A 17,867-nucleotide genomic window follows, 5' to 3' on the forward strand; every position below is an offset into this window, starting at 1 on the left:
CACATAGTCCATAAACCATGAGACTATTTGCTGCTTGGAAATATTCTTCTTTTTAGCCATTTTCTTCTTTTTTGTAAAGATACGAAATGTTTAATTTTTAAAACTTAACATTAAACATTTTTATTTACAGGTTTTCTGGGTTGATGGCTAAGCTTTTAAAGAGTTTGGCCTTGGTGTGAAAAAACTTGTTTTGCATCTCGTTTCGTTTCAAGTACGCATCAATCAATTTGCTTTCCCTGGAATTGATCAAAAACAAAGAACTTTCACCAAAACTGAACTTGCGTTCCTCTGCTGTCAACATAGTGCTATAATCCCTCACAATGTCTGCTATCAACTGATTTTGGGTGGTGTAGGAATCCAATTCCCTGTATATGGCCACCACTTTGTTCTGAATTTCAACTTGTGCATTGTCCCGTTCAAACTCTGCATCCATCAACTTGAATTTTGCCAATTTAAGATCCCCCCGCTCCTTTCGCAAAAACAATGGCAACTGAAAGGTGATCCCCCCTTTATAGTTTTCCGTTACCAAGGAATTTATTTGATCTGGTGTTTCGGTGATAAAATTATATTCCACATCCAATTTTGGCAGCAGCTTGTTGGCCTTGAGCCGCTTATCAATGGTAAGGCCATCTATTTTATATTCCAGCGAGCGTAATTTGGGATGATTCTCCAAACTGAAACTGTCCAGGGGTTTCCCCATAATTTCCAGAGTAACATCAATCTCATTTTCCGTATCCAAGTCCGGAGCTACATTCGGCTGTAACTCAACCGGCACATCTTCAATCCACAGAAAATTGGAAACCTCCAGTGACTTCTTCATCAACTCCACCTTGGCTTGTTCGTATCCAAGTTCACGATTCCGAACTGCTATTCCCGCTTCCACAGTATCAATCATGGCAATATCACCTGCCAGTGCACTTTGGCGAATCCCTTGGAATCGGGTTTCTGCATTATCCAAAAAGTCTTTGAAAACCTCTGCATCCCTAAAGGCTTTCATCCAATCAAAATACGCTGTTGAAGCGCGGTACAACACCTCGTTCACCATTATATCTTGATCGGCCTTGGACTGCTCCCTAAAAAACTTGGCCTTGCGCAAGGTGGCCATACGCTCATTCGTCAATAGACCATCCAGCAATGACATGGACACTCCTGCACTATACAGACCATCTTCTGGCAGCGTCTCATCAGGATTGATGTATGTACCTTCATTTTGCTGATAGTTCCCTTTAAGCTCAATCCCAAACCACGTAGGGATTTTAAAAGTGGTATTGAGTCGGTCCCAGTATTCCGTTCCCTTGAATTCCTTACGGTCATAATCCACTTCTATTTTGGGATCAAACCCGCCTCTGGCCTTCATAAGATTGGCCTGACCTGTGGCAATCGTGAGTTGGGCCTGTTTGGCTACGGGATGGTACTTTTTCACATAGCCCAAATACTCCTTGAAACCCAAGATAAGGCTATCCTGTTGGGCTTGTGCAGCAAAGCTGGCAAGGAAAAAAATACAAAGGAAAAGTTTTGTCCTACTGCTTAGTTGCATTGGCACCTGAATTTTGAGGTTGATAATAATTGGGTGGGAAGCCGTTGAGTTGCCTCCATAGCTCAAACCAAATGGGAACATCTTCCAACAAGGCCATGGTACTTGCACCTGAGCCCACTCTTATATCCTTGGGCCAATCAGCGTCATCCTCATCCGGAGCCAGAAGCACCCTGTATTTTCCATTTGGGCTGATAAAGGTCTCGATGGCAACAATCTTCCCTCCGAAAGTACCGTAGGAGACGTTGGGCCAACCGCTAAAAACAATCGCGGGCCAACCATCAAACTGGATACGCACCTTCTCCCCTACATGGATGAGGGGCAAATCAATGGGATCTACAAAGGTTTCCACGGCCATATCGTACTTGTCCGGCATAATTCCAACAAGTTGGTCACCTTCCTTAAAAGTCTCTCCCAATCCGGATTGCAGCGCCTTGTTAATGAAACCACTTTGTGGTGCACGTACAAACATAAGACTGTTCCGCATTTCGTAGTTGGTGTAGGCATTTTCCAGCTTGGTCACCTCAGCTTCAGAATCGAATTGATTGGATTGGGCCGTGAACTGATCACTCCGGGCTTTGGAAATCTTGTCCGTGTACTCTGCCTGTACCCTGGTAATTTCCATCTGTGCATTGATGACATCATTTTTACTGGTCAACAACTTATTCTCTTGGGATATTATTTTTGCTTGGGTTTCCTGGAGTTTTAACCGTTTTTCTTCCAGATCGGTCACCGCCTTCAATCCTTCCTTTTCCAATTGCACCACCCTATCGTACTGCCGTTGTGCAATAGCAATATTGGTTTTGGCCGCTTCTAGGTCGATACTATCACTTTTTACCTTGAGTTTGGATTGTATCAATTTGTTTTTTGCCTGCTCCAGTTTCAACTGACGCTCTTGGATCAAAGCCTGAATCTGTGTTCCCAGTGCTCCCACTTTTTCTTGATATGAGTTTACCGACATGGATTTGGCCTTGATCTGTTGCCCGGTACGCTCCACCAACCTGGGATCAAAATATTCGCTCTTCACTTCAGAGATTTGTAGAATGGTATCCCCCTTTTCCACAAAGTCTCCTTCTCGCACAAACCATTTTTCAATACGACCCGGAATTGGGGATTGAATGGTCTGTGGACGTTGATCTGGTGTTAAGGTGGTTAAATACCCACGTCCGGAAATATTTTGGGTCCATGGCAGGAACATGACCACGAATGCCATGATGAAAAATGCAGCCAAAAAACGATTGAACTGCTTATAGTGGCGTTTGTGAAAGACTTTTAATCCAGCCCTATACACACTAATGTCCACTTTTTGGTTCAGTTTGTTATGAGATATATTCAGCATGATTTTAACTTTCTTTGATCAACCTTCCGTTTTCTATAGCAATTGTTCTGTTGCATAAGCGAACCCATTTTGGATTTTCGCTTACAACGACCAGTGCCCATCCGTTGGAGGAATCTGTTAGAAACTCCATAATCTGATCGGCTTCCTTTTCCGAAAATTGATCCAAGGGGTCTTTAAGAATCAATAGCTTTGGACGATTCACAATGCTACGGGCCAAAACAATTTTCTTTGAAATGGTATAGGGAATCTTCTTTCCTTCTGGATAGAGCATGGTTTGAAGTCCGTTGGGCTGCTCCTTCACAAACTGGGTAAGTCCGGTTTTTTCTATGGCCCAATAAACGTCTTTCATGGGAATGTTCTTGTTACCGAAGGTAATATTGTCCAATATGGTCCCTTCAAACGGATATTCCTCGGTAAGGGATTGGCCCAAATATGACCGGTATTCGTTGAGGTATATTCCTTTTAGGTCTACGTTGTTCACATAAATTTTTCCTTCATCGGGCTCCAAAATTCCCGCGATCAAACGAAGCAAGGTAGATCGTCCAGATCCGCTGGGCCCTTTCAACAGAATTGAACAGTTTGGCGTTATGGTAAAGGATATGTCATCAAGGATTTTCTTGTCCCTACCCGGTACTTTGTAGGTCACTTCATGGAGTTCAACGGTCAGTCCCTCAAATCCATTGAATGGGGTTTCTCCTTCTTGGGGTTCCAATTCTTTGTCCACTACCTGCCCCATTTTTTCAAGGGATGTCAGGAGATCATAAAACGTTTCCAGTCCCAAAATCAGCTTCTCAACGGAGTTGATCACCAAAAGGATAATGATTTCCGCTGCCACAAACTGACCTATGTTCATTTCCTGGTCCAGTACCAGCAATCCTCCAATAAGCAATAGACCGGCCGTTACCAAAACCTTGAAACCGATCATTTGGATAAACTGTATGACGATTACTCTAAAGTGACTTTCCCTTGCATCCAAATAATTGGCCACAAGGGCATCATTTTTATCCATGGCGTGCGAGGTCTTTCCCGAAAGTTTAAAACTGATGATGGATCGGGCAATCTCTTGAATCCAATGGGCAACTTTATACTTGTTCTTGGATTCTTCCAAACTGGTTTCCAGACCTTTTTGTGCCGTGAACTTAAAGACCACGTAGATCAACAATACCAGCAACAATCCGTAGATAATAAAAAACGGATGGTAAAAGGAGAGCAGCAAAAGTCCAAAAATGATCTGGAGCAGGGCCGCTGGAAAATCAATCAATATCTTTGAAAGTGACTTTTGGATGGTCAGTGTATCAAAAAAACGATTGGCCAGTTCCGGCGGATAATAGTTTCTCAGCTGGCTCATGCGTATTTTAGGAAACCGGTAGGCAAATTCAAAAGACGATCGGGTGAAAATTTTCTGTTGGACGTTCTCAATGATCCTGATCTGCATCAACTGAAGTGCGCCCGCAAAAGCTACCCCCAGGGTCACCAAAACCACCAACACCACCCAGGATGTGCTTATTTGGGCCCCTTGTATCAAATTAATGATAGCCTGTATTCCCAAAGGAAGGGAAAGATTGACCAGCCCTGCGAAAATTGCATAGTAAAATACTTGGAAAACATCTTTTTTGTCCAAGGTGAGCATGCCCATCAATCGCTGCCATGCCGTTAATATATCTTTAGTCATTGGGTTTTACGTTTAAGGTTCGGTTAATTAGATCGGTAAAGTATTCAAGCGGGGTAACAGATTCATTACAATTGGTAAGGGCCGGAAAATGTTCCTGCAAAAAATATTGATGCAGTGACCCTTCAAAAATCGTGCTGGCCAGACTTATGGGGTAGGGATAATCACCATCCACGGCCATGATCATTTCGGCAAGCCTGTTCACCATTCTTTTATACACCAAAAAGTAGCCTTCTTTGTTCTCTTTGTCCACTTCCTTGGTGAGATAGGATTTGGAATATTCATTGATGACTATTTTATTCAAGATCACTTCATTGATATGGGTAAATGCGTTGTCCTCCTCAACATTCTGTGTAAGGATTTCAATAGCTTTTCTCAACTTTCTTTCATCATCGGGAATACCGTATGTGGCAAACACCATTCTATACTCCAACCACCCCCAGTACCAAGAGGCCAGATAGAGCAAAAGTTTGTGCTTGTTCTCAAAATAGCGGTATATGGAACTTTCATTGGAACTGATCGCCGTCCCCAGTTTTTTAAAAGTAAAGCTCTCAAAACCCATTTCATTGATCATCAAAATGCTCTGCTCAATAATTTTCTTGCCTAAATCCGATGATTCTGGATCCTTCAGGTAAAGTTTTTCATTTATCCCCATACGAAGAGATTGCATTAACCTTTCCATTTTATGTGCATTTTTGAAATAAACATTCGCAAATATAAAAGTATTACTATCAATATTATATTGTTTAACTTTCAATTAACTATTGTTCAACATTAATCTAAATTATATAGATCAGGAGCTTTACATGGGCTTAACCCAAAAAAGTGGAATGGTCAAAGAGCATCTATACCATTTCCCCAATGAACAATATTCCAGTTAAAACAGTAAATAATTTCCAAGGTCCATAGCCAATAACCACTAAATTTCATACGTTAGTAGATTTGTTGAACGAATTGAGGTTACACATTAAATAATAAGGTGCGCTGTGCCCAGTATCCAAAGTAGATGAGGACAATAAAAAACCAGAAATTAATGAACATGCAATTAGAGCCATTTTTTGAACAATCCATGGATTGTCTCTGCATAGCCAACTATGAAGGATATTTTGAGAAAATAAATCCAGCCTTTGTTGAGCTTTTGGGATATTCTGAAGAGGAATTGTACTCAAAAATGATTTCTGAATTCATCTATCATGAAGACAGGGAGCGTACCGCTGCACACCGGGATAAGTTAAAGAAGAATGTCCCATTGGTCAATTTTGAAAACAGATATGTATGCAAATCCGGAAATTTGGTTTGGCTGCACTGGACATCCATTCCTGTAGCGAAAGAGGGATTGATCTATGCCATTGCAAAAGATGTGACCCACACCAAAAAACTTGAAAATGAACGCAAGTCGCACTTAACCCGACTTTATCAGGTAAATGAGAAACTCAAGCAACAAAATTATACCACCGCACATGATCTTAGATCCCCTTTGAACAATTTGATGGCCTTGGTCAGTTTAATTGATATGACCAAAATAGATGATCCCGAGACACGGGAAATATGTAGTCTTATTCAACTTTCCGCGGAAGGATTAAAGACTTCTTTGAACTCCTTTTTAGATACCTTTAAACAAAATGACCTTTCGGGGAAAAAATTGAATGAGGTCAATTTTAATGAAGCCTTGCAAAAAGTTCAAAATTCCATAAGTGCCTTGATTCAAAAGGCAGGTGCCAAGTTCCATATCGACTTTTCAGGTTTGGGTAGTGTGCCCTTCAAGGACAATTTCATGGAGAGTATTTTTCTAAATTTGATCACCAATTCCATCAAATATGCAAGGCCGGGCGTTCCTCCGGTCATCTCAATACGAACAACCCAGCAGAACGGGGAAAAACTATTGATTTTTTCCGATAACGGCCTTGGCATTGATATGGATAACGTAGGACATCTTATTTTTAAACTGAACGAAAGATTCCACGGAAATGAAGACAGCAAAGGGGTTGGCCTATATTTGGTGCACAACCACGTGACCAGTCTGGGAGGTGGCATAAAAGTGGAGAGCCAGGTGAATGAGGGGACCACTTTTACGATCAAGTTTAAAGCTTAAACCCAATTCAAAAAATTGTGCCCTTCTTCTTTCCCATAAAAATTCTGCAATAGCGAAAGGCTGGGCTATAGATTTATGCGCAACCCTATTGGACAATGGTCAGAACCATAGACGTTTGATAAAATAGTGACCGATTCAACTTTGTCCATCAGCTTGGGACTGACCAAAAAATAATCGATTCGCCAACCTGTATTGCGTTCACGGGCCTTAAAACGATAACTCCAATAGGTATAGGCCACCTCATCTGGATGCAGTTTACGGAAGGAATCCACAAATCCCGAATCCAGAAAATTATCCATGCCGTCTATTTCTACTTGCGTGTATCCTGCGGTTTTGTTGTAGTTGGACTTGTCGTTCTTAAGGTCCATGGCCCTATGGGCCACATTAAAATCGCCACATACAATTACGGGTTTGCTGGCCTCTAAGGTATTCAGGTATTCCAGAAAATCAGCATCCCAGGTTTTACGATAGTCCAAACGATCCAGTTGTTGCCCGGAGTTGGGAACATAGACATTTACAAGAAAAAAGTCATCGTATTCCGCACATTGAATTCTGCCCTCAGCATCGTGTTCCGGGTTTCCCATGTCATTTTTGACCGTAATCGGCTCTTTTTTGCTCAACAATGCTGTACCGGAATACCCTTTTTTATCGGCGGAGTTGGTGAATATGGAATAATCGGTCAACTTAGAAAGTTCCTTTTCGGCCTCATGGTCTTGGGCCTTGGTTTCTTGAATGCAAAGCACATCTGGATCCAGGTTTTTAATATTCTCCAAAAACCCTTTTTTGCCGATGGCCCTGATGCCGTTCACGTTCCACGAAAGAATCAACATACACTTATATTTTGCTTGTTTAGTTTTTTAAAGATAAGGGATATGGTGAATTGTTCTGGAAATATTGCAACGATTTCAAGTCTATTTTAAGACATCCATAATTGGACAAACCAAAACAGAATTATGTGAAAATGCTTGCAACCAGTTCAAGCATAACCGCGTACCTTTGTAGGTTCATTGCTGTTTACAGACCTAAAAATACACATTTGAAACAACCCATAAATTCAACAAATACCAAAGCTTTGCTTTCGCTTGCCGTTGGGGGCTTCGGAATTGGTCTAACGGAATTCGTGATCATGGGAATTTTGCCCAACATTGCCGATTCCATGAGCATTTCCATTCCCAAGGCCGGACATTTTATCGCCATTTATGCTTTGGGTGTGGTGATAGGTGCTCCCTTTATGGCCAAGGTCACTGGAAAACTATCCCCTAAAAAATCGTTGTTCTTCTTGATGATTTGGTTTACGGTGTTCAATACGCTGTCCGCATTTTCCGGAAACTATTGGATCATGATGTTGCTCCGGTTTTTATCTGGAATGCCCCATGGGGCCTTTTTTGGCATTGGTGCAGTGGTTTCTGGCTATTTGGCCAAACCGGGCAAGGCGGCCCAAGCCATGGCAGTTATGTTCTCTGGACTTACGATTGCCAATGTGGTAGGTGTGCCGCTTGGCACTTATATCGGTCAGGAATTTCACTGGAGCTTTTCTTTCATGCTTGTGGGCATTGCAGGGATTGCAACATTGGCCAGTTTGTACTATTGGATGCCGAAACAGTCCCTGGAAGAAACGGAACCCAATGAAAACCAAGCAGCCTCTTCTGGAATAAAAAGCAAAAAACTTTGGGCCTTGATTGCATTGACCACCATTGGAACCGGTGGCTTCTTTGCTTGGTACAGCTATATTGCGCCCTTGGTCATCAACGTGGCCAAATTGCCTGAAGCGTATGTAGGCTACGTTATGATCGTTGCGGGAATGGGGATGTTCTTCGGGAATTTTTTGGGAGCCCGGATGGTGGAAGTTTTTACGGCACAAAAGTCTGTGGTCATCAGTTTGTTGAGCATGACCACCATTCTTTTGATAAACTCGCTTTTGGCCAGTAGCAACATCGCCATTTTTATTGTAAGCTTTATGGTTGGGGTCATCACCTTTTCGTTGGCCGCACCTATCCAGATATCGATCATCAAAGCTGCGAAAGGAGCAGAGAAACTGGGGTCTTCCATGAATCAAAGTGCATTTAACATGGCAAATGCCTCCGGTGCTTATTTGGGGGGTGTCCCCATGATTTTTGGACTACCGGTAAACTATGCGAGTGTGGTTGGCGCCATTTTGGCTTTTACGGGCGCATGTATTGGAATTGCCATTTTGTATGTTCAAAAAACGGAAAAAAAGAAGAAGAGAAAGGAATCCCTTTGCACGTAACACGACCTTTCCGCCTATAGCTGCTTACTGTTTTTGAACAGCTTATAATAATACGTGGCGGCCGTTAAATCCTCCAAGGCATGCCCCACGGATTTAAAAAAAGTGATTTGTTCATCATCTTCCCTACCCTTGTGTTTTTGTCCGGCCATTGCAAATAGGTCGGCCTTGATGTTTTTTTCTTCCAACACACCACTTTTTAAGGGAATTACAATATCACCACCTTCTTTTAACCCTCCTTCAAAAGTATCCACGAACACTTCTGATTTCATAATTGCCTCGTCATTGGCCTCGCGCATATCTGTACGATACGCCCCTACCAGGTCCACATGTTGTCCAGGTCTTAAAAACTTTCCCAATACAAGAGGTGTTTTTGACAGCGTAGCCGCCGAAATTAGGTCTACCTGTCCGATTTTATCCTCAATATTTTTTACTGGCGTTATGGTAAAGTTTTCTTCTTTCAGAAGCTGACATACGTGCTCTGCTTTCTTGAAGTTTCTGCCCCAAACATATACCTGTTCTATGGGTCTTATACTGGCATGCGCCCTGATCAAATTGGGTGATAGGGCACCAGTACCGATCATGAGCATTGTTTTGGAATCGGGCCTGCTCAAAAATTTAGACGCCAGTGCGGAAGCTGCCGCTGTACGTTTCACGGTCAAACTTTTGGCTTCCAGTAGTGCTTTTATGCTTCCTTTTAAAGCATCCAAATAAATGTAGATTCCTTGAATGGCGGGCAAGCCAAACTTTCCATTGGCTGGACTTACCGTTGCCATCTTAACACCTGCATCCTTACCGGGGTTCCATGCTGGCATCAACAACAAAGTGGACTCTTTACCAACCGGGGGGTTTGGAAAATCGTGATGATGTCGCATAGGAACAACAGCTGCTTTCTCCGAAAAAGCAATTTCCAAAGCATTGATCAGATCAGGAAAATGGGTGTTTTTCTCAATAAATTCGGCTTCAATTTGAATTATATCTTCCATAAGTTTTAAATATACCCATTAAGAACCATACTACTGAAAATGGAGCAATATCCTATCAATATCGGATGATCATATATAACAGTTTCTATTTCCGTTGGGGAAGTGTGGCCTGATCAAAAGGATATGGAACCCTATCCTTCAAAGACGATGCTCTTTTTATCAGTACGGCCAAATTTCGAAGGGGTAACCTCTTTTTTCTTAGGCTGTTGGTTAGACGCCTTTATTGGTTCGTCCTAGCAAGCTTGCTTGGAAGCGGATTTCATTTCAATATGGTCAAAAACCATTTTTGGGCTAAAAATGAAACAGTGGTACGCTACCCGAATATGGATTTAATGTCTTCAATTGACAACGGCTTTTTAAAATAGCCTTTGACCAGTTCAAGGCCATCAGCTTTTTTGATATCACTTTCATCCGTGGAAGAAGAAACAATGTATATGAAGACGTTATCACTTTTAATGGTTTGTATTCCCTCAAGCTCTTCGATAAATTCCCATCCATTGAGTCTGGGCATATTTATGTCCAGCAAAATCTGATATATGGTTTCCCCAGTATAGTTTTCACAGAGAAAGTCCAATGCTTCCTTGCCATTGGCGCATGACTTTATGGTCAGACCTGGGTCCACCTTCTCAATCATTTTCGATGAAACCCAGTTAAAGATAGGGTCATCATCAACCAACAGTCCTAATTTATTCATCTTTTTAGCGTTTTAATATCCATTGAACGTGTCTCAGCTACTATGTCTTGAATAATTTTGTCCAGTTCCTTCCCCGATACTTTGATCTGTTCCAGCAAAAAGGGCACTTCTTCCGAGTCATTGGGTTCCAGATCCAAAAGGTTGATGACCCCCAAAAGGCGTGATAATGGAGCCCGGACCACATGTGATTGTGTCCATGCAATGTCTCTCAGTTTTTTGTTCTGGGTTTCTATGGTGCTTACGTATTCCTGTTTTTCGGTGATGTCGCTTGCCAGGACCAACCGTACCGTTCTGCCCTCATATTCAATATCGTTGCTATAGATCTCCACGCAAATGGTCTCACCTGATTTTAAGGCATGGAAAAACACACCGGCATAGGTGTCCGGGTCTCTTGTTTTGCGTTCCTCCAGACTTTTTTCCAAAAACTCCATGTGGTTTTTGGGCCGTATGTCCTTTATGGTCATGTTCTTGAACTCTTCCAAAGTATAGCCATATTTGTTGATGGCCGCCTTGTTGACATTCAAAAAATGAAGGGTTGATGGGTCAAAGATCCACATAGGCTGGGGGCTGAAATCGAACAAATCCCGATAAATCTTTTTGCTTGTATTGAGCTTGGTTATGTAATTTTTTCGTTCAAGAGCATAGATAATGGCCTTGTAAATGATCTCTGGGTTGATCTCGTCCTTGATCAAAAAATCCGAGACCCCTTTGGACAATATTTTTCTGGCCAGGCCAATATCCGAATAGCCCGTTAGTATGATGATGGGAATGTTGCCACTGTGTTCCTGTACTTTTTCCACCAATTGTTCCCCCTTCATATCGGGCAATATAAGGTCCAGCAATATGATGTCGATGTTTTCAAAGGATTTGAGCTCCGCAATGGCCGATTCAAAGGTTTCCTCATGGATAACCTTGATGGCGCTGAACTTTTCGAGCAAAAAATCGTCGATCAGCATAAAGTCGCCAGGGTTGTCCTCGATTACCAGAATGGAAAGTGGTTGATCATCCTTCGTCATTGGTCATTATTTATAGTGTTAATCGGCCAATTTGGATAGTTGCAGCCAAAACTCCTCGATTTTTAAAACCGCCTTCATAAAATCCTCCATATCAATAGGTTTGGTCACATAACTGTTCGTGTGGTTTTCATAGGCCACATTGATGTCCCTTTGGTTGGATGAGGTGGTGAGCATGATCACCGGGATTTTCTTCAGGAACTGGTCCTGTTTGATTTTTTTGAGAACGTCATGCCCGTTGAAAATGGGCAGGTTGATGTCCAAAAGAATCAGATCGGGGCGAAGGGCATCTGCATACTTGTCCTTTTTGAAAAGAAAATCCAGGGCATCCCTGCCGTTCTTTACAATACTGATATTGGTTTTGATCTTACTCTCCTCAAAGGCGTCAAGGGTCAGTACGATGTCTCCATCATTATCCTCTACCAACAAAATGTGCACGGTTTTCATGACTTATTCTTGTTTATGGTGAAATAAAAAGCACTTCCCTTGCCGGGCTTGGACTCCAACCAAATTTTACCGCCCCAAGATTCCACATTTTTCTTGGAGATTGCCAACCCCATTCCAGTACCACCGTAGGTGTCCCTGTCATGAAGTCTTTGAAAGATAATAAAAACTTTGTCAAAAAAATCAGGGTCGATACCAATACCATTGTCCTTGATCTTCACTTGCCAATGATTTTTCTTGTCAGATACAGTAATTTTAATCACAGGGGGCACCCCTTCCTTTGAATATTTGATGGCATTGTCCAACAAACAGTGGAGGGTCTGGGTCAGCGGTGCCTTAAAACAGGTGACCTCAGGAAAATTTCCCTTGACGATCTTTACGGACTTTTCTTTTATCAACCTGCTCCGCAGTACTTCGTACTCCTCAACCAACTTGTTCAGGTCGATGGTTTCAGGGTTCTCATCCAATCTTCCCGCACGGGAATACTCGAGCAGGTCCAGGATAATCTGCTTCATTCTCTTGGCCCCATCGGTCGCAAAATGGATGTACTGGTCTGCCTTTTCGTCTAGTTGGCCGCTATATTTTCGGTGCAACTGGTTCAAGAAACTGGTGATCATCCGCAATGGCTCCTGAAGGTCGTGCGAAGCTATAAAGGCAAACTGTTCCAACTGGTCGTTGGTGATTTCCAGGTCTTTGATGTTTTTTCTGAGCGCTTCATTGAGTTCTTCCAATTCCCTTTCGTGTCGTATACGCTCACTGATGTCCGTGATGGCACCCACCATTCGGATGGCCTCCCCGGACTCGTTCCTGATGATGGCCCCCTTATCGATCACGGTTTTGACCTCTCCATCCTCGTGGATGATCCTGTATTCCTTTTTCCAAAATTCCTTGGAAGGGTCTTGCAGGCTCTTCTTGAGGCTGGATTGGATTTTTGGCAAATCGTCCGGATGAAAGCTGTCTTTCCATACCTTGCTTTCGTCCAAACACTTTTTGACCTTGTGCCCAAACAGCTTTTCAAAGCCATCACTTCGGTGGAATACTTTATTTTCGATGTCCCAGTCCCAAATCGCATCCGTGGTTGCCTGCGCCACCTTTTCAAAACGCTCGTTGGCCTGAAGAATCTGTATATCGGTCTCCTTTCGCAAGGTGATGTCCTTAAAATAGACCGAAAGCCCTTCATTGCTTGGATAGGCAGACACCTCGAACCATTTGCCCAGTGTGGGATAGAATTCCTCAAAAGTGACTATTTTCCCTGTGGCCATGGCCTTTTGGTATTGAGCATAAAACTCAAGCTCAACGGCATCCGCATATTCGTCCCACAGCTTTTTGCCCACGATGTCCTTTCTTTTCTTTCCCAGGACTTCTTCGGCCTGTTTGTTCCAATACGTGACCGTCCAATCTTTCTCAACTGCAAAAAAGGCATCCCCGATACTCTCCAAGATCTGGTTCTTTTCGGCATAGGAGCGTTCCAGCTCCTTGTTGGTCATGGAAGTCTCTATTGCCGTGGAAAGGTTGGACGTTATGGTCCTTAGAAAGGAAATATCATCGTAGGTCCAGTTCCGTTCATCATTACAGTCGTCAAAACCAATGAAGCCCCAAAATGCTTTGTTGATAAAAATGGGAAGCACCAAAATGGATTTGATGCCCTGTTCAAGAAACATCCTTTTGGTCTCGGTATCCTGCATCTCACGCACGATGGCCACGAATGGTTTTTTATGGGTCAATGGCTCAACAAAATCCTGTATCTTGGAAAAAGGGATACGTTGGAGTTCTGGGTTGTTGATCTGGGAAGGCACTTCCTTACTGTTCCATTCCAAGCGCTGGCTGGTTTCCATTTCCCCTGTTTCTTCATTAAAGGAGTTTTGGAAATAATATATGCGATCCGCCTTTACGCATTCGCCAACTTTCCCGAACGCTTTTTCAATTACTTTGAACCAATCGTCATAATTGAGCAGTTCACTGTTCATTTCGGCGATGATGTCCAGCTGTTTTGTTTTGTGCAGGATTTTTTCGTTGGCCTTCTTTCTTTGGGTAATGTCCCTAAAAAATACACTGATGCCCTCTTCCGATGGATAAGCGTTGACCTCCAGCCAAAGGCCATAATAGTCCTCAAAAGAGATAGGTTCCCGGGTTTTCAGGACCTTGTTGTAGTTGGTATAGGAGGGCAGGTCCACCGCATCGGGGAACACGTCCCAAAGGTTTTTACCGATCAGGTCTTCCCTTTTCACCCCCAGCAAGCGTTCGGCGGTCTTGTTCCAATAGGTCACCGTGAAGTCCTCTTTCATGGCGAAGAAAGCATCCCCGATACTCTCCAGGATCATATTTTTTTCCTGATAGGCCGATTCCAATGCCGCTGCTGCCTTTTTCCTTTCGTCAATATTTTTAAAATAGACCGAAACCCCGCCATTGGAAGGGTAGGTGTTGATCTCGTACCATAATCCATTTCCCGGGTAGAAATATTCAAAGCTCTCTGCCTTGCCTTTTTTGGCGACTCTTTTATATACGGTTTCCAGTTCGGTGCCCACGGCAGGGGAAAACAGCTCCCAAAGGTTTTTCCCCAATACTTCATCACTTTTCTTGCCCAATAAATTTTCAGCTTCCTTGTTAAAAAAGGTAAAGTTCCAGTCCTTGTCCACGGCATAGAATGCATCCGAAATACTGCCCAATATTTCCTGGAGCTGCAATTGGGTGGTTTTCATCGCATGGATGTCTTGTATACTTCCATATATTTTGGTGCACACGCCATTGGCACGTTCACTTTTTCCGATGATCCTAACCCATTTTTCTTTTCCCGAACTGGTCTTTAACAATACCTCTTTGTCATATTCTGTCCCTTTTTCAATGAGTTCTTCGACCCCTTTTTCCACTATGGGCCTGCTTTCAGGGGTATAGAATTCCAGACCACCGCTCAATGAGGCGTCATAGTCCTCGTCCACTTCTATTATTTTTCGTACCATGGGTGACCAATACATGGAATCGCTTCCGGGTTCTGCAAGCAAATCCATTTCCCAACTGCCAATTTTGGAGAGTTCCGAGGTTTCTTCCAAGAGATGGGTCAACTTGACCTCATCAGTGATGTCAAAGATCATGGAATTGAAAAGAACGGTGCCGTCGGCCAATTTATAGGGGGTTCCATAGCCTTCGTGCCAACGTAGCTTTCCGTTGGGAAGTATGCTTGTCCAACGACTGTACCATTGGGAGAGCGTTTCTATACAGTTTTGGATTTCCCCTTGGAGTTTTGCATACGCGCCGCCTTCTCTTATCTGGTCCCATACAGGTGCGGTATCCCTCTCACATTCTTCTGGGCTCATCCCCCATATTTCCGTGGATTTTTGGCTGACCGAAGCCAGCTTATCAGTACCATCTGGATAGACAATATATTGGAAAGTAACCCCCGGCAGGTCATTGGTGATGCTTTGGATTCGGTGTTCAGCTTCTTTCAGTTGGGTAATATCCTGAAAACTTCCATAGAGCCGAATACATTTCCCATGGGCCATTTCGGCCTGCCCCATGGCCTTGACCCATTTTTCATTGCCTTTGGCGGAAATAAAAGCAGCCTCATAATCAAAGGCTTCTCCTTTTTCCATTGCTAAACTGACCGCGGTCTTGACTTTTTCCCTATGGTCCTCCTTATAAAAATCAATGGCATGTTCCAGCTCAGGCTCATAGCTCTGCGGATCAGTCTCATAAATTTGGTGTACCCCGTCCGACCATGTCAACTTTTCATTGATCATATCGATTTCCCAACCGCCTATTTTGGCCAAACGCGAAGCATCGGTTACCACCTCCTGTAATTTTTTGGCTTTGGTGATGTCTTTGGCGGTGGCATAGACCACGCCTTCGTCCATCACTACCTTGCAGTGCCAACTGAGCCAGACAAGATTGCCGGTTTTGGTGATGTAGCGGTTTTCAATTTCAAAGGTTTCCTGCCCGTCCGTTATTTTTTGGACCAGTTCATCGGAAATTCCCCTGTCCTCTTCATGGATGAACTTGTGGAAGGAATTGCCCACAATCTCAGCTTCGTCATAACCCAATATGTCGCATCCGGCTTTGTTTATTTTGAGGAAATCCCCGTTAAAATCAAATAAACAAATAAGGTCTGGAAGGGTCTCGAACAAGTACGTCAAGTCCTCCTCCAAACGTTTTCGGTTGATTTCCGATCCCAAATAATCTTCCAAATTGGACAGTACCGGATAATGGGCCTTGAACAGTTTCTCATTTTCCGGGGTGCCAACGGCCAAGACGCCCACGATGTTGCCCTGGTGCTTTAAGGGAATGCCCAACACCGACTTTATGCCCGATTCTTTCGCAGCATTTTTTCTGGTAAAAAGGTTGTTCCGGTCAATGTTGCCCCACAGCACCGACTGTTTGGTTTTCCACACCGTACCGGGAAGCCCATGACCAAAATCAAATTCCTTAACATCCTTGGAGTGTTGATAAAATGTCTTTCCGGCCGTGTCCTTGCCGTACATGGCCGCAAACCGGAGACTGTTTTTGTGGGTGCTGGGCAGCCAAACCTCACAAAAAGTGAAATCACCATAAAGGCATACAAGCTTGCATATCTGCTTAAGGGAACTGCCAAGGCTTTCTTTTTCCTTGAAGGTTGTACTGATCTTGGCCAGAAAATCCTTTTCGAGCTGGGCATTGATTTTTGAGGATACATCCCTTTGGATGGCAATATAATGTGAAATAGTCCCTTTGATATCCTTAACGGGCGAAGCTGCGATATTGATCCAGAACGGCGATCCGTTTTTCCGGTAATTGGTGATGATGACCTCACAAGAATCCCCTTTGGTCAAGGTTTTGTAGAACCGTTCCAATTCATTTCTGTCAGTCTTCGGACCTCTCAGAATATCAGGGGTTCTGCCAATGACCTCTTCAGGTTTATATCCTGTCATTTGGGTGAATGCCCTGTTTACATACACTATTTTTGGGTCTTGCTCTTCCAGAGGCCCGGCATCGGTGATCATAACGGCATCATTGGCGTGGGTAACCACGCTTTCCAGCAGTTTCAGCCGCTGTTCTTCCTCTCTTTGCGCAGTGATGTCCTGAACGGTTCCTTCAAAGGAAATGGGCTCGCCTTCTGCGTTCCTGTTCAGCCTTCCCTGCTCCCGGACCCACCTGATGCTGTCATCGGGCAGGAAAATACGGTGCACAAAATCCATTTCTGCCTGGCCAGACAATGCAGTTTCCTGTTCCAGTTCAAAAAGCTCCCTGTCATCGGGGTGTATGCTATGGTAAAAGGCATCAAAGGTTACTTCAAACTCATTTTTGTCCCTTCCCCAAATTTCATAGACCTTGTCCGTCCAGCTTAGGGAGCCTGAATGGATATCAAATTTCCAATATCCCAATTTGGCAATTTCCGAAGCTGTTTCCAATCTCTTTTCGGATTGCTGCAATGCCAAGTATTGTTGCTCCTTTTGGGTAATTTCCTGACACACGGCCATGATGCACTTTCTGTTCTGAAAATCCACTTTGTGTCCAATAATATCCACCCGAATTTCTTTACCATCTTTTTTCTTGTGGGTAAAGGTTCCGAAAGGTATGCTGCCCTTTTCTTGGCCGATGTTTTCATGGCAGGCCTCAATGGTATGGGCTTCATCTTGGGTAGCTAGTTCCATCAATGAAAGCGCAAGAAATTCCTTCCGGTCATATCCATAAAGGTCCATCGCCGCCTGATTGACATCCAGAATCCCAAAAGTAGCTATATCATAGACCCAGTTGGGCAAGGGATTGTTATAAAAGAGGTTGCCGAAATCGTTCATCAATAGGTTGATTGGGGGGGAATAGGTATTGAAATAATAATGAATTTAAACACAAAAGAACTAAAATTATGTTACACTACACATTG

At 43.3% G+C, this 17,867-nt stretch carries 12 protein-coding genes; 2 read left to right on the forward strand and 10 right to left on the reverse strand.

Going from position 1 to position 17,867, the window contains the following annotated elements; translation table 11 throughout:
• Positions 1-124 precede the first annotated feature (124 nt).
• Genes A7D14_RS12480 through A7D14_RS12495 form a run of 4 tightly spaced genes read right to left on the reverse strand, consistent with a single transcriptional unit; the run spans position 125 to position 5,224 of the window.
• Positions 125-1,537 carry a TolC family protein gene (locus A7D14_RS12480; RefSeq protein ID WP_067035029.1) on the reverse strand — a complete coding sequence of 471 codons (1,413 nt, stop codon included), beginning with the start codon at positions 1,535-1,537 and terminating at the stop codon, positions 125-127.
• On the reverse strand, positions 1,521-2,873 hold the full coding sequence (locus tag A7D14_RS12485; protein ID WP_067035032.1) for an HlyD family secretion protein: 1,353 nt from the start codon (positions 2,871-2,873) through the stop codon (positions 1,521-1,523). Before A7D14_RS12485 ends, A7D14_RS12480 begins: the two co-directional genes overlap by 17 nt.
• A 4-nt stretch (positions 2,874-2,877) precedes the next feature.
• Positions 2,878-4,545, reverse strand: a complete 1,668-nt coding sequence (locus A7D14_RS12490; protein ID WP_067035035.1) for a peptidase domain-containing ABC transporter — start codon at positions 4,543-4,545, stop codon at positions 2,878-2,880.
• Complete coding sequence (locus A7D14_RS12495) at positions 4,538-5,224, reverse strand: TetR/AcrR family transcriptional regulator (protein WP_067035038.1); 687 nt, start codon at positions 5,222-5,224, stop codon at positions 4,538-4,540. Before A7D14_RS12495 ends, A7D14_RS12490 begins: the two co-directional genes overlap by 8 nt.
• Positions 5,225-5,575: 351 nt before the next feature.
• Here A7D14_RS12495 and A7D14_RS12500 point away from each other — a divergent pair, with 351 nt between their 5' ends.
• Positions 5,576-6,634 carry a sensor histidine kinase gene (locus A7D14_RS12500; RefSeq protein WP_067035060.1) on the forward strand — a complete coding sequence of 353 codons (1,059 nt, stop codon included), beginning with the start codon at positions 5,576-5,578 and terminating at the stop codon, positions 6,632-6,634.
• Between the two features lie 65 nt (positions 6,635-6,699).
• On the opposite strand, the gene A7D14_RS12505 is transcribed toward A7D14_RS12500, so the two are convergent.
• Positions 6,700-7,464, reverse strand: coding sequence for an exodeoxyribonuclease III (locus A7D14_RS12505; RefSeq protein ID WP_067035041.1), 765 nt, complete (start codon positions 7,462-7,464; stop codon positions 6,700-6,702).
• A gap of 206 nt (positions 7,465-7,670) precedes the next feature.
• Between A7D14_RS12505 and A7D14_RS12510 the strand changes: the two genes are divergently transcribed.
• Positions 7,671-8,882, forward strand: coding sequence for an MFS transporter (locus tag A7D14_RS12510; RefSeq protein WP_255307453.1), 1,212 nt, complete (start codon positions 7,671-7,673; stop codon positions 8,880-8,882).
• 14 nt (positions 8,883-8,896) lie between these two features.
• Here A7D14_RS12510 and A7D14_RS12515 read toward each other — a convergent pair whose 3' ends face one another.
• The 5 genes from A7D14_RS12515 to A7D14_RS12535 all read right to left on the reverse strand — a co-directional run bounded on the left by A7D14_RS12515 (position 8,897) and on the right by A7D14_RS12535 (position 17,781).
• A complete protein-coding gene (locus tag A7D14_RS12515) occupies positions 8,897-9,865 on the reverse strand; it encodes an ornithine cyclodeaminase family protein (RefSeq protein ID WP_067035044.1) in 969 nt (322 codons plus the stop codon).
• A 313-nt stretch (positions 9,866-10,178) separates the two neighbouring features.
• Complete coding sequence (locus A7D14_RS12520; RefSeq protein ID WP_067035047.1) at positions 10,179-10,559, reverse strand: response regulator; 381 nt, start codon at positions 10,557-10,559, stop codon at positions 10,179-10,181.
• Positions 10,556-11,575, reverse strand: a complete 1,020-nt coding sequence (locus tag A7D14_RS12525) for a response regulator (RefSeq protein WP_067035050.1) — start codon at positions 11,573-11,575, stop codon at positions 10,556-10,558. Before A7D14_RS12525 ends, A7D14_RS12520 begins: the two co-directional genes overlap by 4 nt.
• Before the next feature lie 18 nt (positions 11,576-11,593).
• Positions 11,594-12,019: a response regulator gene (locus A7D14_RS12530; RefSeq protein WP_067035054.1), complete on the reverse strand. Its 426-nt coding sequence runs from the start codon at positions 12,017-12,019 to the stop codon at positions 11,594-11,596.
• Entirely contained in the window at positions 12,016-17,781 is a 5,766-nt protein-coding gene (locus tag A7D14_RS12535; RefSeq protein ID WP_067035057.1) for a PAS domain S-box protein, read from the reverse strand. Before A7D14_RS12535 ends, A7D14_RS12530 begins: the two co-directional genes overlap by 4 nt.
• Positions 17,782-17,867: the final 86 nt, after the last annotated feature.

It is taken from the genome of Allomuricauda sp. CP2A (genome assembly GCF_001683915.1).
Classification (GTDB): domain Bacteria; phylum Bacteroidota; class Bacteroidia; order Flavobacteriales; family Flavobacteriaceae; genus Flagellimonas.

Coding starts and splice junctions, on each gene's coding strand:
- A7D14_RS12500 (WP_067035060.1), top strand. CDS start 5,576: ATGAACATGCAATTAGAGCCATTTTTTGAACAATCCATGGATTGTCTC.
- A7D14_RS12530 (WP_067035054.1), bottom strand. CDS start 12,019: ATGAAAACCGTGCACATTTTGTTGGTAGAGGATAATGATGGAGACATC.
- A7D14_RS12490 (WP_067035035.1), bottom strand. CDS start 4,545: ATGACTAAAGATATATTAACGGCATGGCAGCGATTGATGGGCATGCTC.
- A7D14_RS12525 (WP_067035050.1), bottom strand. CDS start 11,575: ATGACGAAGGATGATCAACCACTTTCCATTCTGGTAATCGAGGACAAC.
- A7D14_RS12495 (WP_067035038.1), bottom strand. CDS start 5,224: ATGGAAAGGTTAATGCAATCTCTTCGTATGGGGATAAATGAAAAACTT.
- A7D14_RS12485 (WP_067035032.1), bottom strand. CDS start 2,873: ATGCTGAATATATCTCATAACAAACTGAACCAAAAAGTGGACATTAGT.
- A7D14_RS12505 (WP_067035041.1), bottom strand. CDS start 7,464: ATGTTGATTCTTTCGTGGAACGTGAACGGCATCAGGGCCATCGGCAAA.
- A7D14_RS12520 (WP_067035047.1), bottom strand. CDS start 10,559: ATGAATAAATTAGGACTGTTGGTTGATGATGACCCTATCTTTAACTGG.
- A7D14_RS12480 (WP_067035029.1), bottom strand. CDS start 1,537: ATGCAACTAAGCAGTAGGACAAAACTTTTCCTTTGTATTTTTTTCCTT.
- A7D14_RS12515 (WP_067035044.1), bottom strand. CDS start 9,865: ATGGAAGATATAATTCAAATTGAAGCCGAATTTATTGAGAAAAACACC.
- A7D14_RS12535 (WP_067035057.1), bottom strand. CDS start 17,781: ATGAACGATTTCGGCAACCTCTTTTATAACAATCCCTTGCCCAACTGG.